Annotated in this window: 24 protein-coding genes; 12 read left to right on the top strand and 12 right to left on the bottom strand. The window is 47.5% G+C overall.

Features of this window, described 5'->3' with window-relative positions:
• The first annotated feature begins 54 nt into the window (after positions 1 to 54).
• From iolD to C9J03_RS00645, 8 genes are all read left to right on the top strand, one after another.
• Positions 55 to 1,926, top strand: coding sequence for a 3D-(3,5/4)-trihydroxycyclohexane-1,2-dione acylhydrolase (decyclizing) (gene iolD, locus C9J03_RS00610; RefSeq protein WP_044620940.1), 1,872 nt, complete (start codon positions 55 to 57; stop codon positions 1,924 to 1,926).
• Between the two features lie 170 nt (positions 1,927 to 2,096).
• The gene (locus tag C9J03_RS00615) at positions 2,097 to 3,272 is read left to right on the top strand and encodes a Gfo/Idh/MocA family protein (RefSeq protein ID WP_044620941.1); all 1,176 of its coding nucleotides are present in this window, start codon (positions 2,097 to 2,099) and stop codon (positions 3,270 to 3,272) included.
• An 11-nt stretch (positions 3,273 to 3,283) separates the two neighbouring features.
• Positions 3,284 to 4,279, top strand: a complete 996-nt coding sequence (iolC, locus tag C9J03_RS00620) for a 5-dehydro-2-deoxygluconokinase (protein WP_044620942.1) — start codon at positions 3,284 to 3,286, stop codon at positions 4,277 to 4,279.
• Between the two features lie 182 nt (positions 4,280 to 4,461).
• Positions 4,462 to 5,331 carry a 5-deoxy-glucuronate isomerase gene (locus C9J03_RS00625; protein WP_044620943.1) on the top strand — a complete coding sequence of 290 codons (870 nt, stop codon included), beginning with the start codon at positions 4,462 to 4,464 and terminating at the stop codon, positions 5,329 to 5,331.
• An 11-nt stretch (positions 5,332 to 5,342) separates the two neighbouring features.
• A complete protein-coding gene (locus C9J03_RS00630) occupies positions 5,343 to 6,170 on the top strand; it encodes a class II fructose-bisphosphate aldolase (protein WP_044620944.1) in 828 nt (275 codons plus the stop codon).
• Between the two features lie 76 nt (positions 6,171 to 6,246).
• Positions 6,247 to 7,080, top strand: coding sequence for a MurR/RpiR family transcriptional regulator (locus C9J03_RS00635; RefSeq protein WP_044620945.1), 834 nt, complete (start codon positions 6,247 to 6,249; stop codon positions 7,078 to 7,080).
• A 200-nt stretch (positions 7,081 to 7,280) separates the two neighbouring features.
• Entirely contained in the window at positions 7,281 to 8,108 is an 828-nt protein-coding gene (locus C9J03_RS00640) for a sugar phosphate isomerase/epimerase family protein (RefSeq protein WP_044620946.1), read from the top strand.
• A 95-nt stretch (positions 8,109 to 8,203) separates the two neighbouring features.
• The gene (locus C9J03_RS00645) at positions 8,204 to 9,094 is read left to right on the top strand and encodes a DMT family transporter (RefSeq protein WP_044620947.1); all 891 of its coding nucleotides are present in this window, start codon (positions 8,204 to 8,206) and stop codon (positions 9,092 to 9,094) included.
• 17 nt (positions 9,095 to 9,111) lie between these two features.
• Here the strand turns inward: C9J03_RS00645 and C9J03_RS00650 are convergent, their stop codons facing one another.
• From C9J03_RS00650 to C9J03_RS00675, 6 genes are all read right to left on the bottom strand, one after another.
• Positions 9,112 to 9,792 carry a ribosome recycling factor family protein gene (locus C9J03_RS00650; protein WP_044620948.1) on the bottom strand — a complete coding sequence of 227 codons (681 nt, stop codon included), beginning with the start codon at positions 9,790 to 9,792 and terminating at the stop codon, positions 9,112 to 9,114.
• A 77-nt stretch (positions 9,793 to 9,869) separates the two neighbouring features.
• The gene (locus tag C9J03_RS00655; protein ID WP_044620949.1) at positions 9,870 to 10,244 is read right to left on the bottom strand and encodes a hypothetical protein; all 375 of its coding nucleotides are present in this window, start codon (positions 10,242 to 10,244) and stop codon (positions 9,870 to 9,872) included.
• A 162-nt stretch (positions 10,245 to 10,406) separates the two neighbouring features.
• Positions 10,407 to 10,637 carry a hypothetical protein gene (locus C9J03_RS00660; RefSeq protein ID WP_044620950.1) on the bottom strand — a complete coding sequence of 77 codons (231 nt, stop codon included), beginning with the start codon at positions 10,635 to 10,637 and terminating at the stop codon, positions 10,407 to 10,409.
• Between the two features lie 271 nt (positions 10,638 to 10,908).
• Positions 10,909 to 12,117, bottom strand: coding sequence for a phosphoribosyltransferase family protein (locus C9J03_RS00665; RefSeq protein ID WP_044620951.1), 1,209 nt, complete (start codon positions 12,115 to 12,117; stop codon positions 10,909 to 10,911).
• 97 nt (positions 12,118 to 12,214) lie between these two features.
• Positions 12,215 to 12,709, bottom strand: a complete 495-nt coding sequence (locus C9J03_RS00670; RefSeq protein ID WP_044620952.1) for a YcxB family protein — start codon at positions 12,707 to 12,709, stop codon at positions 12,215 to 12,217.
• Between the two features lie 205 nt (positions 12,710 to 12,914).
• Positions 12,915 to 13,676, bottom strand: coding sequence for a DMT family transporter (locus C9J03_RS00675; RefSeq protein ID WP_082060455.1), 762 nt, complete (start codon positions 13,674 to 13,676; stop codon positions 12,915 to 12,917).
• A 619-nt stretch (positions 13,677 to 14,295) separates the two neighbouring features.
• On the opposite strand from C9J03_RS00675, the gene lpdA reads away from it, so the two are divergent.
• The 3 genes from lpdA to iolG all read left to right on the top strand — a co-directional run bounded on the left by lpdA (position 14,296) and on the right by iolG (position 17,777).
• A complete protein-coding gene (gene lpdA / locus C9J03_RS00680; protein WP_044620954.1) occupies positions 14,296 to 15,705 on the top strand; it encodes a dihydrolipoyl dehydrogenase in 1,410 nt (469 codons plus the stop codon).
• 238 nt (positions 15,706 to 15,943) lie between these two features.
• Positions 15,944 to 16,768 carry a 5-deoxy-glucuronate isomerase gene (iolB, locus tag C9J03_RS00685; protein WP_044620955.1) on the top strand — a complete coding sequence of 275 codons (825 nt, stop codon included), beginning with the start codon at positions 15,944 to 15,946 and terminating at the stop codon, positions 16,766 to 16,768.
• A 25-nt stretch (positions 16,769 to 16,793) separates the two neighbouring features.
• A complete protein-coding gene (gene iolG, locus C9J03_RS00690) occupies positions 16,794 to 17,777 on the top strand; it encodes an inositol 2-dehydrogenase (protein WP_039461755.1) in 984 nt (327 codons plus the stop codon).
• Positions 17,778 to 17,972: 195 nt separating this feature from the next.
• Here iolG and C9J03_RS00695 read toward each other — a convergent pair whose 3' ends face one another.
• On the bottom strand, positions 17,973 to 18,830 hold the full coding sequence (locus tag C9J03_RS00695) for a MurR/RpiR family transcriptional regulator (RefSeq protein ID WP_039469456.1): 858 nt from the start codon (positions 18,828 to 18,830) through the stop codon (positions 17,973 to 17,975).
• Between the two features lie 324 nt (positions 18,831 to 19,154).
• On the opposite strand from C9J03_RS00695, the gene C9J03_RS00700 reads away from it, so the two are divergent.
• On the top strand, positions 19,155 to 19,541 hold the full coding sequence (locus tag C9J03_RS00700; RefSeq protein WP_039469454.1) for a DUF6232 family protein: 387 nt from the start codon (positions 19,155 to 19,157) through the stop codon (positions 19,539 to 19,541).
• Positions 19,542 to 19,618: 77 nt separating this feature from the next.
• Here the strand turns inward: C9J03_RS00700 and C9J03_RS00705 are convergent, their stop codons facing one another.
• From C9J03_RS00705 to C9J03_RS00725, 5 genes are all read right to left on the bottom strand, one after another.
• A complete protein-coding gene (locus C9J03_RS00705; protein WP_082008692.1) occupies positions 19,619 to 19,774 on the bottom strand; it encodes a DUF3012 domain-containing protein in 156 nt (51 codons plus the stop codon).
• Between the two features lie 63 nt (positions 19,775 to 19,837).
• A complete protein-coding gene (locus C9J03_RS00710; protein ID WP_044621870.1) occupies positions 19,838 to 20,506 on the bottom strand; it encodes a tRNA (adenine(22)-N(1))-methyltransferase in 669 nt (222 codons plus the stop codon).
• 258 nt (positions 20,507 to 20,764) lie between these two features.
• Positions 20,765 to 21,781 carry an ABC transporter permease gene (locus C9J03_RS00715; protein ID WP_039469452.1) on the bottom strand — a complete coding sequence of 339 codons (1,017 nt, stop codon included), beginning with the start codon at positions 21,779 to 21,781 and terminating at the stop codon, positions 20,765 to 20,767.
• A 74-nt stretch (positions 21,782 to 21,855) separates the two neighbouring features.
• Positions 21,856 to 23,349, bottom strand: a complete 1,494-nt coding sequence (locus tag C9J03_RS00720; protein ID WP_039469450.1) for a sugar ABC transporter ATP-binding protein — start codon at positions 23,347 to 23,349, stop codon at positions 21,856 to 21,858.
• A gap of 90 nt (positions 23,350 to 23,439) precedes the next feature.
• Positions 23,440 to 24,438: a sugar ABC transporter substrate-binding protein gene (locus C9J03_RS00725; RefSeq protein WP_039469447.1), complete on the bottom strand. Its 999-nt coding sequence runs from the start codon at positions 24,436 to 24,438 to the stop codon at positions 23,440 to 23,442.
• Positions 24,439 to 24,908 lie beyond the last annotated feature (470 nt).

The raw sequence follows: 24,908 nt of genomic DNA on the forward strand, positions 1-24,908 counted from the left end.
ATTTGCAGTGGGTAAAGGAAGCAATTTTTCGAATTTCGAAAAACGAGGAAGACAATGAATACTGTACGCCTGACCGTTGCTGAAGCACTTGCTAAGTACCTTGCAGCACAACTGATTGAAATTGATGGAAAGAAAGAACAGCTTTTTGGTGCCGCCTTTGCGATTTTCGGTCACGGTAATGTGACGTGCTTTGGCCAGCAGCTAAAGAATATCGAAGATAAAATTCCAACTTGGCGTGGTCAGAACGAACAGTCGATGGCAACGGCTGCCATTGCTTACGCGAAAGCTAACCAGCGCCGCCGTATCGGTATTGCGACCAGCTCTATCGGCCCAGGTGCCACCAACATGGTAACGGCTGCCGGTATTGCGCATACCAACCGTCTACCTCTTCTGCTTATTTCTGGTGACGCCTATGTCAGCCGTCTGCCAGATCCCGTTTTGCAGCAGCCGGAGAACTTTGAAGATCCGTCTGTAACCTCAAATGATGCCTTCAAGCCGCTAACCCGCTACTGGGACCGCATTCTGTCGCCATCTCAGTTGATGCATACATTGCCGCAAGCGCTCGATACCATGCTAGACCCCGCCACTTGTGGCCCGGTATTCCTAGGCTTGCCGCAGGATATCCAGGGTGTGGCTTACGACTTCCCTGAAGTGTTCTTTGCCGAGAAGGTACACCGCATTCGCCGTCCAGAGCCAGAAATGATCGTGCTGGAAGAAGCGAAAGAGATTCTGATGCAAGCGAAGAAGCCGCTCATCATCTCGGGTGGCGGTGTTCACTACTCGCTGGCGACTGACGAGCTGGCGGACTTTGCCAGCAAGCACAATATCCCTGTGGTCGAGACCATTGCCGGTCGCGCCACCATGCTGCAGGACAACCCGCTGAATGCCGGCCCAATCGGGGTAACCGGTTCAGACTCTGCCAACCACATGGCCAATGAAGCTGACGTGGTATTGGCTATCGGTACCCGCCTGCAGGACTTCACCACCGGCTCTTGGACTGTCTTCAAGAACCCAGAGATGAAACTGATCAGCATCAACGTGGCGAAATTCGACGCCATCAAGCACATGTCTTACCCAGTACTGGGCGATGCCAAAACATCCATGACCAAGCTGTCTGCACTACTTGGCGACTGGCGCTCAGGTGATGAGTGGTCGGCCAAAGCCAAAGCCGAAGCGGATGAGTGGAAAGAGCTGGTTCACCGCCGTACTCACCCACAAGAGGGTGACTTGCTACCGGGCATGTCTTCTTACGCAGAAGTGATTGGCAAGCTGAACACGTCGATGGAAAAAGGCGACACCGTACTGACCGCAGCAGGCGGCCTGCCTGCAGAGCTGTCAATGAACTGGCAGAACTACCAGATCGGCAAATTCGATATCGACTTCGGTTACTCGTGCATGGGCTACGAGATTGCCGGTGGCTGGGGCGCGAAAATCGCCAACCCAGACAACGATGTCGTGGTGCTAGTGGGTGACGGCTCATACCTGATCCAGAACTCGGACATCTACTCTTCGGTACTGACTGGCCACAAGATGATTGTGGTGGTGTGTGACAACGGCGGCTTCGCGGTTATCAACAAACTGCAGAACAACACCGGTAACGAGTCGTTCAACAACCTGCTGGCAGACTGCCGCCGCCCAGACGGCGAGCTGGCCCGCGTCGATTTTGCTAAGCACGCCGAAGCTCAAGGGGCGATTTCCGAGAAGCTGACCTCTATTGACGAGTTCGATGCTGCTTTTGCCCGCGCCAAAGAAGCTGACCGTACCTACGTGATTGTGGTGGATATCGATCCGGTATCACCGGCGGCATGGTCTAAATGTGACTGCTGGTGGGAAGTCGGGCTGCCTGAAGTCACTCGTAATGATCACACCGCTCAGAAAGTGGCAGAGTGGGAAGAAGGCCGAGCAACCCAGAGACGGGGTGTTTAAGCAGTAACTCTCGAGTGAGAATTTATTAACCAAGAGGCTCTTATTGTTGAGAGCCTCTGAGAATAAAAACTCTGTATACCCAAGCTGTAAATAAGATCAACTATTTCCAATATCTGAAACGCGGGTCTCTCTCAAAAAGTAGTGGGGGATACCTGACAAGGAGTGAAGCCATGTTTAATGAAGAACGTCATTTTGATCAACCTATCCGTTGGGCAATGGTAGGCGGCGGTCGTGGTAGCCAGATTGGTTATTCTCACCGTAACGCAGCACAGCGTGATGGTTTGTTCAAGTTGGTAGCCGGTGCTTTTGATCTTGATCCTGAGCGCTGCCGTGACTTCGGTATCAACCTTGGCCTAGATGGCGACCGTTGCTATGCCAACTACAAAGAGATGTTCGAGCAAGAAGCCCAGCGTGAAGACGGCATCCAGGCGGTATCTATCGCAACGCCAAACTCGACCCACTACGAAATCTGTAAGGCTGCGCTGGAAGCCAACCTGCACGTGGTGTGTGAAAAGCCAATCACCTTCACGACCGAAGAAGCCGAAGAGCTGAAGGCAATTGCTGCTAAGAACAACCGTGTTATCGGCGTGATGTACGGCTACAGCGGCTTCCCTATGGTTCAGCAGGCGCGTGAAATGGTCAAGCGTGGTGACTTAGGTGAAATCCGCGTTATCAACATGCAGTTCGCCCACGGCTTCCACAATGAAGAGTACGAGCTCAACGATCCGGGCCTGAAGTGGCGTGTAAGCCCAGAGGTTTCCGGCCCTACGTATGTGCTAGGCGATATCGGTACTCACGCTTTCTACCTATGCGAAGTGATGACCGGCCTGGAAGTCGACCGCCTGTCTTGCATGCGCCAGAGCTTTATCAAGTCGCGCACACCGCTGGAAGATAACGCCCATGTGATGATGGAGTTCAAGGGTGGTGCAGTCGGTACGCTTTGGGCTTCAGCAGTTAACGCCGGTTCTATGCACCAGCAGAAGATCCGTATTGTTGGCTCTAAAGCCTCTATCGAGTGGTGGGACGAGCAGCCAAACCAACTACGCTACGAAATTCAGGGCGAGCCACCTCGCATCCTAGACCGCGGTATGGGCTACCTGTACCAAGACGTAGAAGGCGTTGCAGCTAATCGCGTTGGCGGTGGCCACGCTGAAGGTTACTTCGAGTCTTGGGCAAACCTATACCACCGCTTTGCTCTGGCATTCGATGCGGCAGACCGTGATGATCAGGAAACGCTTGCTGGTATCTGGTTCCCAGGTATCGATGCGGGTATCGAGGGTGTACGCCTGTGTGAGAAGTGCGTCGAGTCGGCAGACCAGAACGCCGCGTGGGTTGAATACAAGTAATAGGAACGACCATGACAAAGATTGCACTTCAGCAAGATCGTAAGCTGGATGCCATCGTGTTGGGACGTGCGGGCGTCGATCTCTACGCCCGTGAATCAAACACGGACATGGCAGACATTTCAGGCTTTAACAAGTTTGTGGGTGGCTCTGCGGCGAATATCGCAGTGGCTGTGAGCAAGCTAGGCGGCAAAGTAGGGTTTATCGGTTGTGTCGCTGATGATGCATTCGGCGGCTACGTGAAGCAGTACATGTCAGGCCAGGGCATCAACCTTGACGGCATGATGACCGACAGCTCGGGCTCGCGCACTTCCGTCGCATTCACCGAGATGAAGCCAAGTGACTGTACGGTACTGATTTACCGCAATAAGGCCTCTGACCTGACTATCAAGCCCGAACAGGTAGACCCAGCATACATTGCCAGCTCGAAAGTGTTGGTGGTAACCGGTACGGCGCTGTCTGAAAGCCCAAGCCGCGAAGCCACATTGATTGCGATGGAGCATGCGCGCCGCAGCAACACGCTCGTGGTACTGGATGTCGACTACCGCCCTTACTCATGGCGAACCGATGTCGATGCGTCTATCTACTACGGCATCGCAGCTGGCTTGTCCGATATCGTTATCGGCAACCGCGAAGAATTCGACATGATGGAAACCGTGCTGGCCCCGGGCAACAAGGACGACGATGCAACGGCAGAGCGCTTCCTGCGTGCCAATACCCAGGTGGTGGTGATCAAAGCCGGTGAGTTTGGCTCAAAAGTGTACTGCCGCGATGGCCACAACTTCCAGCAGGGGATCTTCCGCGTTGAGGTACAGAAGCCGTTCGGATCGGGTGACTCATTCGCAGGCGGACTGATTTGGACCTTGGTTAACGGTGGCGAGCTGGAAGACGGCGTTAAGCACGGTTCGGCAGCCGCCGCGATTAACGTCAGCGGCACCAGTTGTACTGAAGCGATGCCAACCAAAGAACAATTATTCGATTTTATTGAGACCAGAGAACAAAGCCTTTAACAGTCACCTCCGGACGAAGTGATTAAAGGCAATTAGGTCTGCCGGGCCGGTATTTTTACTGGACACGTCTAGAAAGGGTACAAACCATCGAGGCCCGGCCTTTTTATTCATACCAATTAGACAGATACACACTGTGCTGGCAAATGACAGTTGGAAAGGCAGGGCAGTGAGGAGAAAGTACCATGGGCAAGCATATCCCACCATTTGATAACAAGAACCAACCTATCATCGATGTTAACGATGAAGTGACACCACTGTGCTATTTCAACCAAGTCCGTTTGGCCCAAAGTGAGCAGCACCAGCACGTTGTTGAAGGCTATGAGTCCGTCATCGTTCTTGCTGGCGGCACCTGTTCAATCACCGTAACCAATGGCGAGAAGACTGAAGTTTTCGACAATATCGGTAAGCGTAAGTCGGTGTGGGAGGGTAATCCCGAAGCGGTCTATGTGCCGCTTGGCTTCAGTGCAACCATTGATTGTGTCAGCGATGCCGCAGACGTCATGATTGCTGGCGGTAAGTTCGAACACTCACTAGAGCCATTCTGCGTGCGTGAAGAGAATGTCGATATTGTTCAGTACGGCTCGGATGACACGAAAACCCACCGTAAGATCAAACACGTACTGGGCCAGTCGAATGCCGACAACCGCGGGCGCCTGCTGGTCAGTGAGCTGTTTACCGTTGGTGCGGGTGGTTGGTCTGGCTTCCCTCCTCACAAGCACGATGAAGACCGTGTTAAGCCTGATGGCAGCAAAGAGACACTGTACGAAGAAGTGTACCAGTTCCGCTTTAATCCAGACTTTGGCTTCGGTGCTCAGTTCCTTTACGAGCACGAGGATGACTTCGGCCCGGTTTACCACGTCCGTACCGGCTCGGTGATTGCCATCGACAAAGGGTACCACCCAAGCGTGGCGGCGCCGGGCTACGAGATGTACTACTTCACCATCATCGTGGGCAAAACCGAAAAGTCGCTGATCCAGCACTTCGACCCGCATCATGAGTATCAAGTCGAAACGATCCCTGGCATCAAGGACATGATCGCCAAGTTCAAATAAGGAGGGGCAATATGCTCGTAAACTTGAAAGAACTCTTGCCTCAGGCTGCCGCATCTGACTATGCCGTGCCTTGTTTTAATGTGTTTGGTTATGAAGATGCCTGTGCGGTAGTCGAAGCTGCCGAAGCGGTAAACAAGCCGGTGATCCTTGCTTGTAACAAAGATGTCGCTGACTTCTATGGGGTTGAGACGGCAGCGGCGATGCTACTGCCTTTGGCGCACAAAAGCTCAGTACCGGTGTGTCTGCACCTTGATCACACCTATGAGGAAGATATTGTCTACCGCGCGCTGAAGGCGGGTTTTAGCTCAGTAATGTTCGATGGCTCTCAGCTGCCACTCGATGAGAACATTGCCCGTACCCGTGCTGTAGCAGATGTCGCCCATGCATTGGGGGCGTCGGTCGAAGGCGAGATTGGCTCCGTTCCTTATGACGAAGGACGCGACCATATCAAATCAATCTTCACCGAGCCGGAAGATGCCGCGCGTTTTGCCAAAGAGAGCGGTGCCGATTGTGTCGCCATATCCGTTGGAAACGTACACCGATTGACCGAACCTACATGTACAATTGACTTTGGTCGTTTAGATCGTATTGCGAATATGGTAGATATTCCTCTAGTCATTCATGGGACAAGTGGTATTCGCGACGAAGATATGGAAGTGCTAAAGCGTACCCGCGTATCGAAGTTCAATATTGGTACCTGTTTGCGCCAGGCATTGGGACATAACCTGCGCGATTTCATGAATGAAGAACCACAAAAGTTTGATCGAATTTACTTTATGAAAAAAGCAATGCCTTTTGTGAAAGAAGAAGCGATTCGCAACTTCAAATTATTATCATAAACTATAGCCTCAAGTGCCAGTCACTTGAGGTATTCTTATTTTGTAATAGTGCTTTCGGGCAGGAGTGCGGCCAATTATGGATGTTGAAGAACAAGTACCCGCTGACTTAGACACGCTGCGTGAGCTTATTGTTAAGCGCTACGACAGCCTAAGTGGGCGCCTACAACAGGTTGCCGATTTTGTGATGGCCCAACCTATGTTGGTCGCGGTCGAAACAATGGCAACGATCGCTGAACAGGCTAATGTTCCATTGTCTACACTGAGCCGGTTTTCAAATGCAATGGGCTACTCAGGGTTTAGTTCGATGCAGGCGTTATTTCGTGATCAGTACCTGAATCGCCCAAGGGATTATATCGAGCGGGTAAGAAAAGCGCGCGAAGCTGAAGAAGTGAGCCAAGACTCACCAATGGCAATCTTCCAAGATTTTGGGCAAGCGAATATTGAAGCGATGGAACAGCTACAAATGTCTGTTTCTCCGCACAAGCTTGAAAGGGCGGTTAGCCTGCTCGATGAAGCCGAGACCATTTATATTCAGGGCATGCGCCGCGCTTACCCTGTGGCTTTTTATCTCTGGTATGCCTTGATGAAATCAGACAACAACGTGGTGTTGCTTGATGATCATGGCGGTATGCTGGCACCGATGACTCGCCGGATGAATGAAAAAGATGTGCTGGTCACGGTGACGTTCAGCCCCTATGCACCAGAAACCAGCAGTTTGATTGATACTGCATTCGAAAAGAATGTGCCTATTGTTGCGATTACGGATAACCAGATGACATCCCAAGGTAGCAAGATGGAGGTTTGCTTTGAAGTACAGGAAGGCGAAATTATGGGCTTCCGCTCTCTCAGTAGTTCTTTGTATTTAGCACAAACACTGGCAGTCAGTCTGATGTGCCGGGAAGTGAAATAAGCGATTTAATCTGGCAGAACATATATGGTTAGCTGAGCCTTGGTTTGGCTACCTATATTCAAGTGACTTTATGAAGGTGTTTTGTGAAGTTACTTGAATATAGAGTATTTAGTTTCCGATTCTTCTTATTTGGGTAGGAATCACGGCTGTGGCTCCTAGGAACTTCGTCGCACGGTATTTGTTACCGATAAGGATTTAAAATGCGTTTTGCTCTTCATGGAATGTGTTCGCTTCATAGTAATATTCTTTCTGATATTCGTTTGGCAAAGGAAACGGGTTATCAGGGGTTAGAAATACATACTGAAAAATTGTGGCGTTATATTAATGCCGGTTTTACCAGTGAAGAATTTAAAGCACGACTTGATGCAGCCAATATTACGCCTTCTGCGATTGATATTATTGGCGGTGTGGAAGCGGCGACCAAAGAAGAGCAACAACGCGTATTCAAAGAGGCAGAAACCCTATGTCGCTTTGCCAGAGATATTGGTGCCCCAACTATACAGCTAAATGCGTTTGAAAGCCTGAATGCCTTTAGTACAGAAGATAATATTCAGCTAACCGCAAAAAACATTCGCTCAATCGCCGATATTGGTCGCGAATATGGCATCCGATTCCAGTATGAAGGCGCAGCATGGACACCCATTGCAACGCTGGAAGACTACTATAGATTGCTCGATGCGGTCGGGCGTGATAATTTTGGTTTCGTCTTAGACACATGGCACCTCTGGGCATGTCGTGGTGCCACTCTGGAGCAGATTTCTCAGGTTGATAAATCACTGATTTACAATGTGCATCTATCTGATGGTAAACGTCCAGCAGAAGGTCAGCCATGGGTTGATGAAAGAGAGTTGCGCGGTTTCTACATCGGTGAAGGTGATATCCCGATGCAAGAATGGCTTGATGCACTTCTACAGACAGGATATGACGGTTTCTTCTCTGGCGAGTTCCTTAATGATCAATTGTGGGAACACGACCATTACGAAGTGGCAGAAAAAATGCTCAATGGGATGAAAGCATTAGTACGATAAGGCTGGCAAGGAGTTGCGGCTAATATTTGGAATGATACGTTGAATTATATTTGTTGTTATTTTCTGCTTGTTACCGATATTGAGGGCGCTTAAGAATGAACCTTGAGCGTCGTGCAGATTTAATACTTGTCGCAACAACAATCTTGGCGGCAGCCGGTTGGATATTTTCGAAAGAAGCTATCCAGGGGCTGCCGGCTTTTGGTTTTATAGGCTTACGTTTTGTGCTGGCCTCTTTATGTCTACTTATATTTTGCTTTTCTGATATTAAAAAGGTAGACAAATCCGTTATTCCCAAAGCGCTAGGGGTAGGGTGTATTCTAGGCACTGCCATCTTACTTTGGATTCATGCCATTTCGGTGAGTGATACCCTGGGTGAAGGCGCATTTATTATGAGCCTGTCTATGCTGTTTGTGCCGCTTATTGCGTGGCCATTGTTTAAGGCAAAACCACCTAGAACGTTCTGGTTGGCATTGCCAATCGCCTTTGCTGGGCTGTTGATGTTATCACTGGGCGGCGGCAATGGCTGGCAGATGTCATCGAGTCAGTTGTGGTTTATGGCTGCTGCCGTGATGTTGGCTGTTCATTTTAACTTTAACAGCCAATATGCCCGTCAACTCCCAACGTTGCTGCTAACTTGCTTGCAGCTGTTCAGCATAGGCTGTATGGGGTTGATCGCCTCTTTATTGTTTGAAACATGGCCAGAATCAGTCAGTATGACGACATGGGGATGGTTTATGTTGAGTATGCTGGTTGCGACCAGTTTGCGTTACGTCATGCAGACGATGGGGCAGAAGCACAGCACTGCCGCTAATGCGGCGATCATCATGATCTTGGAGCCGGTGTGGACGGTGATCCTCAGTGTGATTTGGTATGCGGAAGAGATGCCAGCCAATAAGCTGGCCGGGTGTTTGATGATTCTATTGGCCCTGTTTACTTATCGTGGACTCGGCCATGTGGTCGGTTATGTCACCAAAAAAGCGGCTTAATGGTGGCCTGTGGAGCGCTAAAGCTCGAAGTAGTCATCTAGCGCTTTTCTTGCATCTGCCGTCGAGCAGTTGCTCTTAAAGCAAAGTTCGGCAACAGTAATAGCTGGGTTTTCGACTACATAGGAAAGCAGAGTGCGCGGTTGCTCTGTTTTACCGTAGTCGAAGCCTATTTCTTCGATATCATGATATTTCGACAGGCGCTTTTGAATTGATTTCCCGATGGCGGCTAAAGGTTCACTAGACATGTCTTGTAGTATCGACTGTAGCGCGTTTAACTTCGTTAATGCTCCAGAAAGCTCTAGGTGCCTTTGGTTCGCTTTGCGTTTTGTATCAATGCCAATTTCTGTCAGTTTTTCAAGTAAGAAGATACGGTCTGTTTTACCAATAAGAGCTGCAATGTTCTTAATCTCAAAGGTTGCATATTCACTTTCCTCGCTAAGTTGTTCCAAGCCAGCAAGAAAGCTTTGATAGACTCGCTGCCACTTCAAACAATTCTTGGAGTTAACAAGTTGCGCCAATTCAGTTTTTATCGAAACCAGATCGTTATAACTGCCAACAAGGACGTAGTTTCGGCTGCGGCGAATGCGTTTCACATTACAAGCATACGGTGCGATAACTGAATTAATTTCTGAAATACCTGCGGTTGTGACTTTATGTGCCAGAGAGGGTAGGTTGATTGAAATGCTCGGCTTCATCATGAATCGTAGACCGTGGGGATAGCGGGTATTTAAAAGAGAGTAGCGTGCTATGTACGGCGCTCTTTTTAAGCTTAAGCTTATTCAACGTCGCAATCAGTGCAACTTTGCAATGCGATCTCGTGCTCAAATACAGCAGTTTCGTTACCTTCAGCAAATAGCTCTGCGATTTCGTCCGCGACTTCTTGCTCATCTTCTGCTTCAACTTGGTTCACTAGCTCTTCTTCTGGGTAGCCAAAGAAGTTCAGCAGTAGGTATTCACGTGCTTCTTCTTTAGTACAAGTCACGTTTACCGAAAGATCAGGTACAACGTTGCCCTGCTCGATGATCGTAGCCACTTGTGCGATTGCTTCTTCTTTCATCGCTGGGGTTAGCCAGCCAAGATCCGTGCTCACTTTGGTTTTTTTACAGTTAAAACAAGGAAGTTGATGAAAGAAATATTGAAAATTAGTCATGGGTAATTCTTCATAGAGTCTTGTAAACAACGATTATGCGCATTTTCTTGTAAAATACCATCTCATTAGGCATTTATTACTGAATTAACGTGGTTAAAATAGGGCTGGCAACGATTCAGTTGACTTTACCTGAAATACGATGTGGAAAATTTGATTGAATTCTTAGTGGATTGTTGCGCCAGCACGTATTTCGTCGGCTGTAATATCATTTTGGTCTTCTGGCAGCCAAACGACAAAAGCGCCATTTTCGCCAATAAAGTCGTCCCAACCGCCATTCAACACTTTTGATTCGCACAACGCCTTGATTTCTTCTTTGCTTTTGCCGAGCTTGAGGGCAGCGTGATCAAGAGTGAAAGGCTTAATCCAGTTTGTTTGATATTGCGTAGCTGACATGTTTGGCTTTCTCGTTGAATAAATAAAGATTAAGGGGTACCTAGCGTGCTATCCCCCAATGGCATGTGGTTACGTGCCACAACAATACCAATTACCTCCATTTAATATCAACTGACGGACGCGTATGTTTGACGCAATGTGGCGCCATTCTTAAAAATATTACAACGTCTCATATTTCATGAATTCCTCTCGCATCATCATTGTTGAAAATGTAGGGGAACAAATGTTCCCCTAATTGGATGGCAAGCCTATGAATATAGAGGTACCACGATTACAGTTCGGACAGTTGATCAGAGAACCAAATCTTCCGCTGGAAGCGAGGATTTTTAGATGACATGTCAATTTTGTAAGGGTTAGTCTCTTCAGAGCGCTGTGGTAGGTCTAGGATCTTGCACAGCTCTTGAGCCAAAAACTTCTCAATCTTCAGTACAACCATTTTTTTGCGTAAACGGCCTTGCTCATCACGGTTGAGGATAGTTGGCATTGTATTCAGCGTCAGGATCTCCCCCAATGCAGGGTCAGACATACGTTCACGACCTTCAGTACTTGCATAGAAGTGTGAGACGGTAAATACCATGCGCTCAGGTGTTAATTGCTGAAGGAACTGACAGGATTTTACTACGGTTGAGCCAGTACGCACCATATCATCAAATAGCACAATACTCGGGTTGTTCAGGCCCTCGAATGTGTCTTCACTTTCTTCGTGGAGGGTGATTTCTACCTTACGTTCAGCAGTACGTTCTTTGTCTAACATGATGAACTTCGCTTTGGATAAACCAAGTGTGTTGTACATCTCTTTGACGAAGTCGCGAGCACCTTTGTCAGGTGCACAGAGAACAAGTCCTTCACCGTCAGGCCCGTAGCTCAAAATGTTTGAATTCAACAAGTAGTGGGCGTAAATCTTGTAAGGAATAAGGTTGTAGAATCGACCACCGAACACTTCACTAAACATTTTCTGTACTGAAACAGAATGGTTATGCACCGTCACGACATCATCAACTCCAGCAAGCTTTAGCATTTGTGCATAGAGTTTAGAAGTAAAGGGTTGGCCATCAAACTTCTTGATGTCGGCTACATCACGCTTGCCGGGGGTATCCCCCAAATCTGCACGGGGGCCACGATCTTGAGCGGAGAAAAAGAGGTCAGGCTCAACCAACACCACTCGGCTGGCACCGTTTTCTTTGGCCGCACGTGCAATGATAAGGTTGTGCATGGCCAATTCTTGGCGGCTAGTAACTAGGTTACCGGTACTCACAATAACAACAGTCTTGCCTTCTAAGCTGTTGCCGATATTCTCCATATCATTTTCATCAGAGATAAAGCGTGGGCAAAACTCAGAGTTCATGAAGTGCTTCATGCTGATTACATCTGAGATATCTTCATCTTGGCCCATTGCATATGCAACATCGATTGCAAACGGGTTGTCGGAAGAGTTACTGACAATCACTACATCATCTGATTGTGCATTCTGGCTGCTCATGGCATTCCTTATCAATATGAAAGAGAGTGGGTTGCGGGTATTCTATTACAGAATGGACAAAACGGCAGAGGTAAACACTATTCTGCACGCATTGACGTTAGTGCTTTTTGGATATTGCGTGCTGCTCTACCATGAACGCGATCACTTCGTCATTTAAGCAAGATTTACTGACATATTGGCGCTGTTTACCCATATGAAGGATTAAACCTAACTCGCTTTGTTGAAGCTGGTCGATTTCACTCCAAGCGATGTGGTGAGTTTTATTACCTCTTGTATAACTCACACCTGTAGAGCCAACCTGAAATCCTACTTTGCTGCCAGAGCTCGAGCTGATTGACTGTCGCCATAACCACCAGGTTCTCTTAAAGTAAACACTGAGCACCTCAATGATACTCAAAACAATAAAGAACCAACCAACGTAATTATTGGGTAGTAGCTCAAATTTGACTAAAACCACCCCAAAAAGAAGAAAAAGTATTGCTTTGTAATAGGATTTTGGAAATTCAGTAGGGCGGCTCGTTTGATCATAACACTCGGCAAAAAAGGGCTTGTCGAGAGTGTACTCTGTGGTGAAACTAAAATCTTTAGACATATGGGTACTTTGAGGCTTTCTGTGAATGAGTATCCAATGCTGCGACCTCGCAACACGAGTATTGTATAGCTTTTCAGTGCTTTTCTTTAGCGGTTTTGAACCTCATTTGTAAGTCAATAATTCCGGGAATGCTCTCACAATCGCCAGTTTGCAAGTTCGAGGATCCCAATACCACAAATGCCACAATCGCTCGGTGAGCGCAGTGTCAGCAGCAACTGCGCTGACCCGCTAAAGTGACGGGTAAATGTCGGGATGCTTGATTCCATAGTATCGTGGCTAGCCATGATACGACGATCCCAAGAAAGAGGCAGGCAGCTATAATTTCAGCTAAATAGTTATTTTCAGTACTTGGTGAAAAATCTAGCGCATTTGTGAATATGGCTAAGATTGGGAGGGCGATAAGACTTTGTATAAGACAGCATACACCTATCAATAGTGACCATGAATTAGAGGATACTCCTGGATTCTGTTTCAAGAAGCGGGCATTTTTTATCCCGTAATACGTCCATAGGCTTAATGAAATAAAGGCCAGCAATGCCCCCATCAGCAAGTCATCGCTTACTCCAGTATCTGCTCCGTTTAAACTGAGTGTCACTATTCCACTTAAGATGAGCGCGACAGGAACGGCCAGGCTTTTATACGAATACTCTTTCTCTACAATGTTCCCGACAATGATTAGCGAGACTGGCAGTATCCCAACGATCAAGGCCGATACCGTGATACCGCTATAGTAAATGCTGCTAGTGAGGAACAAGTAATATCCAACATTCCCAGCAAAACCTAAAGTGAAAGCAGTGATCCACTGGCTCTTTGACAGCTTGTCCCAGTTTTTTCGAGCAAGTAGAATTAAAGCCAAAGAAATTAAGCCATAGACGATGTATCGACCAAACGCGATAAGCATTGGGTTAGCTTCTGGAAGGGTATACGGGATTAGGAATGCTGTTCCCCAAATACAATTTACCAGTATTCATAGAGTTATATATGCGCCTGTACTCATTCAATAATCTCCATCAATACCGGCAATATTTACGGTAGCAAGGTTGTTGTTTTCAATGACTTCGCTTCTGGAAGAAGAAATGGCTACACGGAAGGTTTATTTTTAAAAATATAATCCCTTACACGGTATAGCTCGAAGAACGAATAATTGGATTTTTCTTGAGCGGATAGTTTATATTGCCAAATTGATATTGATAGGAAGCGTTAGAATTAAATTGTGAAGTCACTCCTATTTCAAGCAACTAAGCTCGTCGTTCATGAATACGACCGAATGTACCTGATCCATTAACTTGCACAAAACTGGGGCTAGCTTCTGCTGAGCTGTACCATCGTTACTACCTACCTCATCTAGATCAAGCACTCAACTACACGTTTAGCCGTTAAGAGCACCGACAGAAGCGCAATGTGTCACGAGCGTTGTAAAACATAAACATTGAGCTGCTAGACATATTGGCGGCGAAATTTCTCAATTAAGTGGACCAACATCGGATATTCCAACTTTGCGATTTATTTTTGACTTCGTCTGGGATAAATCTGTTCATCCAGATGCTTATAACTTAAGTCAATCACTAGGCAGAGAAGGAATTATAATGACGGAATCTATCAACGTAGATGTTGTTGTACTCGGTGGTGGACCCGGTGGGTATACTGCAGCTTTTAGGGCTGCCGATCTTGGGTTGTCGGTATGTATTGTTGAGAAGCGCGATACATTGGGTGGTGTATGTGTCAATGTGGGCTGCATTCCCTCCAAGACCCTGCTGCATGCGGCATCGCTGATTGACCATGCCAAGCATGGTGCACAAATGGGTATCGCGTTCTCCGCGCCCAATATCGATATCAACGCACTGCGGTCCCACAAAGAAGAGACGATCACCGAGCTAACCAAAGGCATTGCCAACTTGTGTAAGGCGAGAAAAGTGGTGCGCATCCAAGGTGAGGGACACTTCATCGGTGAACATACGCTATCAGTGAAAGGTGAGAGCGAGCAGCAAGTACAGTTCAAACATGCCATCGTCGCGACAGGATCACACTCGGTCAAGTTGCCTATTGCGCCGGATGACCCTAGGATTTGGGACTCTACGGATGCATTGTCTTTGCCAAATATCCCGGAGAAACTGCTGATCATCGGCGGTGGGATCATTGGGTTGGAAATGGCGCAGGTATATTCGGCGCTTGGTTCTGAAATTACTATCGTCGAAGCGCAAGATCAGATTATCCCCGCAGCAGACAAAGACGTTGTCCAGCCGTTGCTCAAGGCAACGAAAAAGACCTATCAAATGCTGACGAAAACCAAAGTCACCGATATGACAGTGCAGCCTGATGGTATTGCCGTGGCTTTTGAAGGAAAGAAAGCGCCTGATAGTGAGGTCTTTGATGCTGTATTGGTTGCCGTTGGCCGCAGACCAAATACCTCTGGCATTGGCCTGGAAAATATCGGTGTCGATATTTGCGAGCAAGGACTGGTTGAAGTCAATGACAGAATGCAGGCCTCGGTACCGCATATCTTCGCCATTGGCGATATCGTAAAAGGCCCAATGCTGGCCCATAAGGCAACGCATGAAGGTAAGGTTGCCTCCGAAGTGATTTCAGGGATGGATGCCGCGTTCCATCCTGTTGCTATCCCTTCAGTCGCATACACCAGTCCAGAAGTCGCCTGGGTAGGCTTGACCGAAAAAGAAGCCAAGCTGCAAGGTATCGACTACACCACAGGAAAAGTGCCATGGCTAGTCAGTGGCCGGGCACAAAGTGTTGGTGCAACCAACGGCGTCACCAAGGCACTGTTTGATAAAGAAACGGGTACTTTGCTAGGAGCCGGGATTTGTGGCGAGAACGCCGGTGAACTGATTCACGAAGCAGGTGCCGTACTTCAATTTGGTGGGACGGCGAAAGATATCGCCCATAGCGTTCATGCCCACCCGACATTGGCTGAAACCTTTGCATTTGCCGCCGAACTGGTAGAAGGCTCAATGACCGATATGCTGCCAAGCCGGCGTCGTTAATTTTCCTCTATTTATACCCGCAAGAAATAAACGAGTCAGGCTATATCGCCTGGCTCGTTTTCTTTTATGGCTATATCACTTTTTTATGCCAATTATTTCATGAAAAAAGAAGAAATTATTGCTGTGTTACCTCGCCCACAAAATGAACTATTTGTTTCATATATGGTTTGAAAAGGTTTTTTCATTCTCATATGATTTTGAAAAATAATTTCGAATTATAAGGGATGGGAAGGCCGCCATGTCAAAACTGCTCTCCAAATATCACGCACCCGACCAACACGGTAATACCCAGAACATTACCCCAGAATCGGCTGGTTGGGGCTATGTGGGATTCCAAGCGTTTGAACTTGAAAGCGGGCAAAGCATCGACTTGCCAGCCAGTGATAATGAAGTGTGTTTGGTGCTTGTCGGCGGCTTTGCCACTATCACCACGCCTTCAGCCACCTTCGAGAATATCGGCGAGCGAAAGAGCCCGTTTGAGCGGAAAAAGCCTTATGCCGTATATGTCGCTAAAGGAGAAGCGATTAAAGTGGTGGCGAATACCCAGCTTGAGCTGGCAGTTTGCAGTGCGCCTGGCGAAGGCAATTATCCAACCCGCCTAATTGCACCTGACAATATTGATGCCGAGCAGCGCGGCGCTGGGAACAACAAGCGTTTTGTTCATAATATTCTGCCTGACTACAAAGAAGCCGACAGCTTGCTGGTGGTTGAGGTGTACACTGACGAGGGCTGTACCAGCTCGTATCCGAGCCACAAGCATGATCAGGACGCAGAGCCAAACGAAACCTACCTTGAAGAAACCTATTACCACCGTTTGAACCCATCAAAAGGGTTCTGTATGCAGCGCGTCTATACCGACGATCGTTCGTTGGACGAATGCATGGCGGTATACGACAAAGACGTCGTGCAAGTACCTAAGGGGTATCACCCAGTGGCAACCATTGCAGGCTACGACAGCTATTACCTCAATGTAATGGCAGGGCCAACCCGTAAATGGTTGTTTACCTGGGAAGATGACCACCAATGGATTAACGAAGAGCAATATGCAAGAAAACATCAATAATGAATTTCCGGCAAAGGAGTGAGACATGTTTAATATTGCGTTATTCGGCGCTGGCAGGATTGGCCAAGTGCATGCTGTAAATATTGCAAAGCATCCCAAAACGACACTGTATTCAATCATCGACCCGTATGTAGAGGGGGCGAAGAAGCTTGCCGAAGAGTACGGCGCGAAAATTCAAGAGATCGACGAAGCGATGTCCGATCCGAATGTACACGCGGTCTGTATTTGCTCTGCAACCCATACGCATGCCGACTTGATTGAATTGGCTGCGCAGCATGGCAAAGTGATCTTCTGTGAGAAGCCAATTGATCTGGATATTAGCCGAGTACGCGATTGTTTGGCGACAGTACGCCAGCATGGTGTGCCTATGATGGTAGGCTTCAACCGCCGATATGATCCGCAGTTCAGAACGGTAAAGAATCAGCTAAATGCCGGTGTGATCGGCCAGCCTGAATCCTTGGTGATCACCTCTCGCGATCCGTCGCCACCGCCAGCTGAGTACACCAAAGTATCGGGTGGTATGTTCCGCGATATGACTATCCATGACTTGGATATGGCCCGTTTCATCATGGGTGAAGATCCGGTCTCTATCACTGCGCACGGTAGCTGTATGGTTGATCCCGCTATCGGTCAAGCGGGTGATATTGATACGGCGGTATTGGTAATGAACTTCCCATCAGGTGCGATTGCGACCATCAACAACAGTCGCCGCTCTGGCTACGGTTACGATCAGCGTCTTGAGCTGCACGGCTCGAAAGGTCTGCTGCAGGCACACAACGTTAAAGAGAATCTGGTACAGCATTGGGGTGAAGAAGGCTGTGTAGCCGCGAAACCTCAGCACTTCTTCCTTGAACGTTATGAAGCGGCTTACATCGCTGAATGGCAAGACTTCGTGGATGTGCTTGAAGGTAAAGACCCTGAATGTGGCGGCGCCGATGGTGAATATGCTCTCGTACTGGCTGATGCCGCGCTTGAGTCGATGAAGCAGGGTAAAACCATTAAGCTGTAATACTCAGAAAACCCTCCTGAGTGATGATGTTTACCAGGGGCTGTTACCCCCCAAGACATAGCCCCTTTAGTCTTGTCACTCTCTAAGCCTCGCAATTGCGGGGCTTTTTCTGTTTGCAAGACAATCTGTCGTCACCAATAAAAAACCGCCATATGGGCAGCATTTAGGTCAAAATGTACGGGGTGCCAATGAATACTAACCTAGGAGACTAGAGTCAAAATCATTGGTAGAACCTTGTCGGTAAGCGAGGGAAACAGCCAGAGTCTGCGCCAGACATAGAGACGCTGACTGAGAGCGGAATGCTTCAACCTGGGCTTCTTTTACCACAAAACAGACATCACTGAAGGTGGCAAGAGGGCTCACCTGGCTATCAGTTATAACAATTTGCTTGGCTCCGGCTTGAGAGGCGATTTCGCTTAGGGTAATCGTTTCTTGTGCATAAGGGCTGAAGCTGATCGACAATACCGCATCCTTAGGGCCGATCATGGATAGTTGCTCTTTGAACATACCACCCAAACCGTCGATAAGAAAAGCGCGGCGTTCTAGGTGGCGCAACGCATAAGTAAGGTAAGAAGCCACGCTGAAAGAGCGCCTCAGGCCGATGAGATAGATGTTTTCGGCTTGACTTAAAATATCAATGGCTTCTTCGAGTTTGTCGCTCGGTGTTTGTGCCGCAAGGTGGTTCATTGCCTGGGCGTTGGCGCGGGCGAACTCCTGCAAAATCATGGCAGGGCTTTCCGGCGCACTTTGTTCTGCGTCTAGCTCTTTGAAAAGCTTGGCACGTTCGGTATAGCTAGCGGTCTCTTCAACAAGGTTGCGGCGAAATAGCTGTTTCATATCATTAAAGCCATTGAAGCCGAACGCGTTAGCAAAACGGATCAAGGTCGAAGGGGGCACTTCGGCTTGACTGGCAATAGTTGCAACCGTATCGAAGGCGACGCTGTTGGAGTTGTCTAGCACGTAACGGGCGACCTGCTGTAAACGCTTGCTGAGATCGCTATATCGCGCGCGGATTTGATCTTGCAGTTCAGTAAGGTTGTTGGCAACAGACATCTTTCACTCCCTTCAAATACTCCTTTAGTATTGTAAAGGCTGGTGCGTATATATGAAATGTTTTTTTCATTAATATTTTAAAATATTCTCTGTTGGAATGAATGTTTCAGTATGGATTGCGAAAAGTAACGGATAAGTTGTGATTAAGGTGTTTTGTCACAAGTGACTACGATGTGAGTGAGTATGCAATCATTTTCTGCCTGACGAGACAGACACCAATACCGAAAAACGATATATTATCGATAGGGTTGTTGATTTTAAGATCAATCCCTTGCCTTGATATACAGACATATGGATATATTGGTTATGTGATAGGAGATAAAGGTGATTGTTGCCGATGATTTTCAAATCAATGACACTAACGTTGTTTTCAAAAGAGATGAATACCCGATATCCAAAATAAGGGGAGCCAGAGTCAAAACCAATTCTTTAAAAGACCATGCACTAAGAATCGTCATTATTGGCCTTGTTGTATCTAGCGTGGTTTGGATGATCTTTCCGGGTTCATTGGGGTTTTTAACGGCTCCGTTAGCGTTGATATTGGGTATGCTTTTGGCCCTCGCAACAGTGAGGAAATATGAGCTTCAAATCGAATTCCAACATATAGATGAAACAGGATTGCAGTGGGTTTCCATCGCTAAAACGAATAAGTTGAGCGTGAAGGAACTGTTTGAGAAGCAGGCCAGTGAAATCTTGCGAAATATTACATAGGGTGGCAGGTGAGTTTGCTGATTTAGTGCCCTGTGATGCTAGGGGAAACCGCTCTCCTAGCATCTGATTCGCGATGATTATAAAATGCAGTGCTTAGCGTAATCTTTAGCCTCGTTTGCCGTCCAGTCACCTTTTGGTTTTTCTTTTAGATCGTCACACCAAGCTTCGCTGCCTACTTCAGTACAAGCAGAGAGAGTGAAGCAGATAAAAACTAAACTAAGTAATTTTTTCACGATAAAAACTCCTTTCATATCGTAGTGATATTTTGCTTATTAGAATATTTAGAGCATGAAAAGTCAAACCGCGATGGCATTATAGTTATCTATAATGGTATCGATATTGTTGCTGTTTCCGCGCTGAAGTCGGCGGTAGTGATTCAATGTCTTGTCGATATATCTGGTGATTAAATCGCTTTGTACGGCGCAATCTGAGTGCCAAATTTTATTGCCGACGGCATTAATCTGTTCATTTCCATCTATTGTCGATGAAACAAATAATATTTCATAAAAGCGTTGATTGTCTTCAATGAGTACTTCGTGCTTGAGGCCAAAGTGATGGCTTATCAACTTTTGACGAAGCGTGTATGGGTTATTCACCGGGCACAGTAAAAAATCAATATTGGCGTTTTGATGCTGTTGGTGGATAGACTCAACGAGTTCACTCATTAAATCCCCTCCTATGCCGGCGATGACCACCAAATGCTTGCCGTCATATCGATTTAGAGGCAGTTTTGCGACATCTTGACAGTGGACTGCCCATGCAGCTTCTGGGTAGAAACGTTGTAGGTTCTTTTCCACTGCGGCCATAAGCGCCGGGACAATATCGACAAAATGAACTCGGGCTGCCGCTTGTCTTGAAAGAAGGGCGGCACCGATAAGCCCATGGTCACAGCAACAATCCCAAACATGGTCATAGCCAAGTGGTACCATTTGTTCAATTTGCTTTAATCTTGTACTGAGTTTCAAGGGGAATGCCCGGTTTGTGTCAAAAATCGCGCGCATTGTAATGGTTTTTGCGGTTATAGCGAAGTAGCCGTTAACCTATCTGGTGTCCAAATGAACAATAGGGCATCGATGTATACTTCTTTCACTGAGCTTGAGGCTAAAAAAAGCCACGTAACCCTAGGGGGAGAAACGTGGCACTTCAACGTGAAGTCCTACAGTAAAGCGAATACTTTATAGGCTCGAGTTGTTATTATCTTTATGGCGCATTTAGGTTAAAGGTTACTTGCTCTTCTTCTGACGCTTCATATCGAAGACAACAGCGACCACAATCACCAAACCTTTAACAACCTGCTGCCAGTATGCCGAAACGTTCAATAGGTCGAGGCCATTCTGCAGTACCCCCATGATCATGGTACCTATGATGGTACCCTGAATCGTACCGATACCACCGGCATGGGATACACCACCAACGGTTGCTGATGCGATGGCATCCAACTCGTACATTACACCGAGGCCAGGCTGACCTGAGTTGATACGGGCAGATAGGATAAGCGCTGCGATACCAGCGAGTAGGCCTGCATAGGTGTATACCAGGATCTTGTACTTCTTAACGTTGATGCCCGATACATAGGCCGCTGTTTCGTTACCGCCGATGGCGTAGGCATATTTACCGAAGCGGGTGTAGTTCAACAGGATGTAGGACACGATTGCCATGACGATAAAGATGATGACCGGCACCGGGATACCGGCAATGGTGCCCTGACCAATCCACTGGTAGGAGTCAATAAGGCTACTGACTGGACGGCCGTCTGAGTAGAGAAGGGCCGCACCGCGTGCAATGATCATCATACCCAAGGTGGCGATGAACGGCGGGATACCGGTATAGGCAATCAATGCACCGTTGATAAAACCACAGAGAGCACCGACTGCCAGCGCAACCAAGATAGGCACGATTACCGGTAGTTCAGGCATCGCCGGATACATCCGCATGCCCCAATCGAGGGTTTGCGCCATACTGGCCGAGGCCACGGCGGCGACAGCGAGAACCGAGCCGGACGACAAGTCGATACCCCGGGTAATAATGATGATGGTTACCCCAAGTGCGAGCAGGCCGATACTGGCCATTTGGGTAACAACATTAAGCAAGTTGGCTACAGTAAGGAATACTGGAGATAGAATCGACATCACCACACACATGGCAATGAATACAACGTAGATGGCATACTTAGAAATCAAGCGCTTATAATTCTGAGGCGATTTCGCACCAGACGTTGCTTCTATTAACTTCGCAATCATAATGACTTTCCTTGATAAATTTTGCGTCACCCTGTCACGACAGCAGTGAATATGCGTTTTTGGGCTGCAGGCGGTTATGCCAACGCCATAGACATGATTTTTTCTTGGGTCGCTTCAGTGCCGTCGAGCTCGCCTTTGAGGTTGCCTTCGTGCATGACCAACACTCGGTCGCTCATGCCGATAACTTCCGGCAGTTCCGACGAGATCATTACCAAGCTTTTACCCATACCGGTCAAAAGGCGCATGAGTTTGTAAATTTCAGACTTCGCACCCACATCGATGCCTCGGGTCGGTTCGTCGAGGAACAGAATGTCAGGCTTGGTCAACATCCAGCGGGCTAGCAGTACTTTCTGCTGGTTACCTCCGCTGAGGTTGTCAATTGCCTCGCTCATGTGTGGTGTTTTCACCTTGAGTTTTTTACAGTGTTCTTCACTGTCTGAGCGCATCTGGCGGACGTCGAGAACATTGGCCACTCGGCTCTTGTAAGCATCGAGGTGGGCGATGGACGTATTGGCAAAGATATCGAGCATCAGGTAAAGGCCGGAATGACGGCGGTCTTCGGTCAAGAAAGCCATTTTGTGGCTGATGGCATCCTGTGGGGCCTTGATTTCGACTTCTTCGCCATTGATCCAAATCTCACCGGTCTCTTTCTCGCGAACCCCAAATAGGGTCTCGATAAGTTCGGTTCGGCCGGCTCCTACAAGGCCTGCTATCCCTAATATCTCACCTTCATGGAGTTTGAAGTTGACATGCTTGAAGCAGCCATCGACAGACAGATTTTTTACCTCTAGGCGGATTTTGCCTGGTTTGGCCGTCGGAGGGGGGAATACATCGCCAAGATCGCGGCCCACCATCATCTGAACCAGTTCATCGTGATTGGTGTCTCGGGCTTCTCGTTCGCCGATGTAGCAACCGTCACGGAATACGGTGATGTCATCACAGATTTTGAAGATTTCATCCATCTTGTGGCTGATATACACCATGGCGACGCCCTGGGATTTGAGCTTTTCGATAATTTCAAACAGGTGGGCAACTTCTTTGTCCGTTAGGGCCGAAGTTGGCTCATCCATGATAATGATCTTCGATTCAAAAGAAATGGCTTTGGCAATCTCGACCATTTGCATAGTTGCTACGGTCAAGTCACTCATTAAGGTTCGAGGGTCAAGATCGAGATCAAGACGCTGGAGTAGGGCTTCGGTATCGGCGAACATCTTTTTATGATCGATCAGTCTTAATGGCCCTGTGAGCGGTTCGCGGCCCAACCAGATATTCTCGGCAATATTACGATGTAGAACGGGCGATAGCTCTTGGTGAATCATTGAAATCCCGCTTTCGAGTGATTCTTTGGCGCCAGAGAAATCTACCAATTCTCCTTGGTAACGAATGGTGCCTTCATCGCGCTGGTATGTGCCAAACAGCACTTTCATCAAGGTCGATTTTCCTGCACCATTTTCGCCCATGAGTGCCATTACACGGCCTTTCTTTAGAGTCAGCTGCACGTTATCAAGTGCCTTTACACCGGGAAAGGTTTTGGTAATACCACGCATCTCAAGTATTACTTGGCTCATACTGAATTGCTCCAAAATTGGCCCTACGCGGCTAGCGGATAACTAGCGTGTAGCAGGGCCGGATAAGTTATTTATAGAGAGGGTGGTGGATTAACTTTTAGCCTGGAATTCAGCTAGGTTGTCTTTGGTAACCAGTTCTGCAGGGATCCAAGTGATTTTCTCTTGGGGTTGTTTGTTGATGGCATTCATTGCCGCATCCAATGCGCCACGGGCTTGGCCGACACCGTCTTGGAATACGGTTGCATCCAGAGCGCCTTGTTGAATTGCCATGATGCCATCCGGGGTCGCATCGACACCGACAACAATGGTGTCTTCGAGTTTACCGGCAGCGCGCAGTGCCTGGATAGCACCCAGTGCCATGTCGTCATTGTTAGAAAGGATAATGTCGATTTGCTCGCCAGAGTTGATCCAGTTTTCCATTACGATCATGCCCTGAGAGCGCTGCCATAGGCCGGTTTGTTTACGGGTGATGTTAAACTCTGGCTTGTCCTTGAAGAAGTCTTCGACACCTTGGGTGCGAAGGATAGCCGCTTCTACTGTCATCATGCCCATGATGATGCCGATATTGCCGCCATCAACTTTAGATGCCGCATATTTTGCTTGTTCTTCACCAAAACGAAGTTCATCAGAGCCCACATAAGATACACCATCTGGCAGGTAAGAAGGGCGACGGTTTAGGTAAACCAGTTCGATGCCGGCTTTCTGGATGCTGTCTGTCATCGGTTGCGTTGCATCGGTGTTAACCGGAACTAGGATGATGCCGTCAACTTGCTGAACAATGAAGTTTTGGATTTGCCCCAATTGTTTCACTGTATCTTCTTTAGCATCGACGAAAATTAGCTCTACATTACCCATCTCTTTGGCGTACTTATCCATAGAGTCCTTCATGTTGACCAAAAAGGTGTCATCAAAGTTAGGAATGGCGACGCCGATTTTGATCTTGTCCTCACCGTCATCACCGCCGCACGCAGCTAGCGCAAACACGGTGCCAATGATGGCTATTTTGCGAAGGACCCCTTTTGATAGGGACTTTGTCGTTGAAATAGAGTTTGTGAATAGAGAAGTAATTCCATGTATCAGTGACGGCATTGTTGCCTCCTTATTATGATGCATCTAACCGCTTTCTTGGGTGAAATGTACATTTCATATATCACGGTAAATAGATGCTGATCACTTTCTGTAATGAAATATTCATCCAGAAAGTGTGTTCACGTTGATTGAAATAAATTTATTATTTTTATGTAAACAACTATATGCTCGAGCTCAATTAATAACCACCCCTGATTGAGTGTAAATAACAAAATTGTTAACCAAGTCTCACTGGAATCAATGTCTAATTGTTGTGATATATACTAATTTTATGATTTTAAAGGCTAAATTTTTGGCTGATATGCTGCTTTTTGCCTAACTTGTTGATAAATGGTGGAATATTCCGCAAACGTTATCGTGTTGGAGGTATGTTGCAATTATTTGAAAAAAATTTTCCATTTTATTCTGTTGTTGTACGCGGGTTGAACAGTTTTGGAAATTTTACCTTGATCACAAAATATATTTTTCAT

Source organism: Photobacterium gaetbulicola, from assembly GCF_003025515.1.
In the GTDB taxonomy this organism is placed as follows: domain Bacteria; phylum Pseudomonadota; class Gammaproteobacteria; order Enterobacterales; family Vibrionaceae; genus Photobacterium; species Photobacterium gaetbulicola.

Bases quoted from the DNA above. Each gene is read 5' to 3' on its own strand.
- iolD (WP_044620940.1), top strand. From the start codon at position 55: ATGAATACTGTACGCCTGACCGTTGCTGAAGCACTTGCTAAGTACCTT.
- C9J03_RS00615 (WP_044620941.1), top strand. From the start codon at position 2,097: ATGTTTAATGAAGAACGTCATTTTGATCAACCTATCCGTTGGGCAATG.
- iolC (WP_044620942.1), top strand. From the start codon at position 3,284: ATGACAAAGATTGCACTTCAGCAAGATCGTAAGCTGGATGCCATCGTG.
- C9J03_RS00625 (WP_044620943.1), top strand. From the start codon at position 4,462: ATGGGCAAGCATATCCCACCATTTGATAACAAGAACCAACCTATCATC.
- C9J03_RS00630 (WP_044620944.1), top strand. From the start codon at position 5,343: ATGCTCGTAAACTTGAAAGAACTCTTGCCTCAGGCTGCCGCATCTGAC.
- C9J03_RS00635 (WP_044620945.1), top strand. From the start codon at position 6,247: ATGGATGTTGAAGAACAAGTACCCGCTGACTTAGACACGCTGCGTGAG.
- C9J03_RS00640 (WP_044620946.1), top strand. From the start codon at position 7,281: ATGCGTTTTGCTCTTCATGGAATGTGTTCGCTTCATAGTAATATTCTT.
- C9J03_RS00645 (WP_044620947.1), top strand. From the start codon at position 8,204: ATGAACCTTGAGCGTCGTGCAGATTTAATACTTGTCGCAACAACAATC.
- C9J03_RS00650 (WP_044620948.1), bottom strand. From the start codon at position 9,792: ATGATGAAGCCGAGCATTTCAATCAACCTACCCTCTCTGGCACATAAA.
- C9J03_RS00655 (WP_044620949.1), bottom strand. From the start codon at position 10,244: ATGACTAATTTTCAATATTTCTTTCATCAACTTCCTTGTTTTAACTGT.
- C9J03_RS00660 (WP_044620950.1), bottom strand. From the start codon at position 10,637: ATGTCAGCTACGCAATATCAAACAAACTGGATTAAGCCTTTCACTCTT.
- C9J03_RS00665 (WP_044620951.1), bottom strand. From the start codon at position 12,117: ATGAGCAGCCAGAATGCACAATCAGATGATGTAGTGATTGTCAGTAAC.
- C9J03_RS00670 (WP_044620952.1), bottom strand. From the start codon at position 12,709: ATGTCTAAAGATTTTAGTTTCACCACAGAGTACACTCTCGACAAGCCC.
- lpdA (WP_044620954.1), top strand. From the start codon at position 14,296: ATGACGGAATCTATCAACGTAGATGTTGTTGTACTCGGTGGTGGACCC.
- iolB (WP_044620955.1), top strand. From the start codon at position 15,944: ATGTCAAAACTGCTCTCCAAATATCACGCACCCGACCAACACGGTAAT.
- iolG (WP_039461755.1), top strand. From the start codon at position 16,794: ATGTTTAATATTGCGTTATTCGGCGCTGGCAGGATTGGCCAAGTGCAT.
- C9J03_RS00695 (WP_039469456.1), bottom strand. From the start codon at position 18,830: ATGTCTGTTGCCAACAACCTTACTGAACTGCAAGATCAAATCCGCGCG.
- C9J03_RS00715 (WP_039469452.1), bottom strand. From the start codon at position 21,781: ATGATTGCGAAGTTAATAGAAGCAACGTCTGGTGCGAAATCGCCTCAG.
- C9J03_RS00720 (WP_039469450.1), bottom strand. From the start codon at position 23,349: ATGAGCCAAGTAATACTTGAGATGCGTGGTATTACCAAAACCTTTCCC.
- C9J03_RS00725 (WP_039469447.1), bottom strand. From the start codon at position 24,438: ATGCCGTCACTGATACATGGAATTACTTCTCTATTCACAAACTCTATT.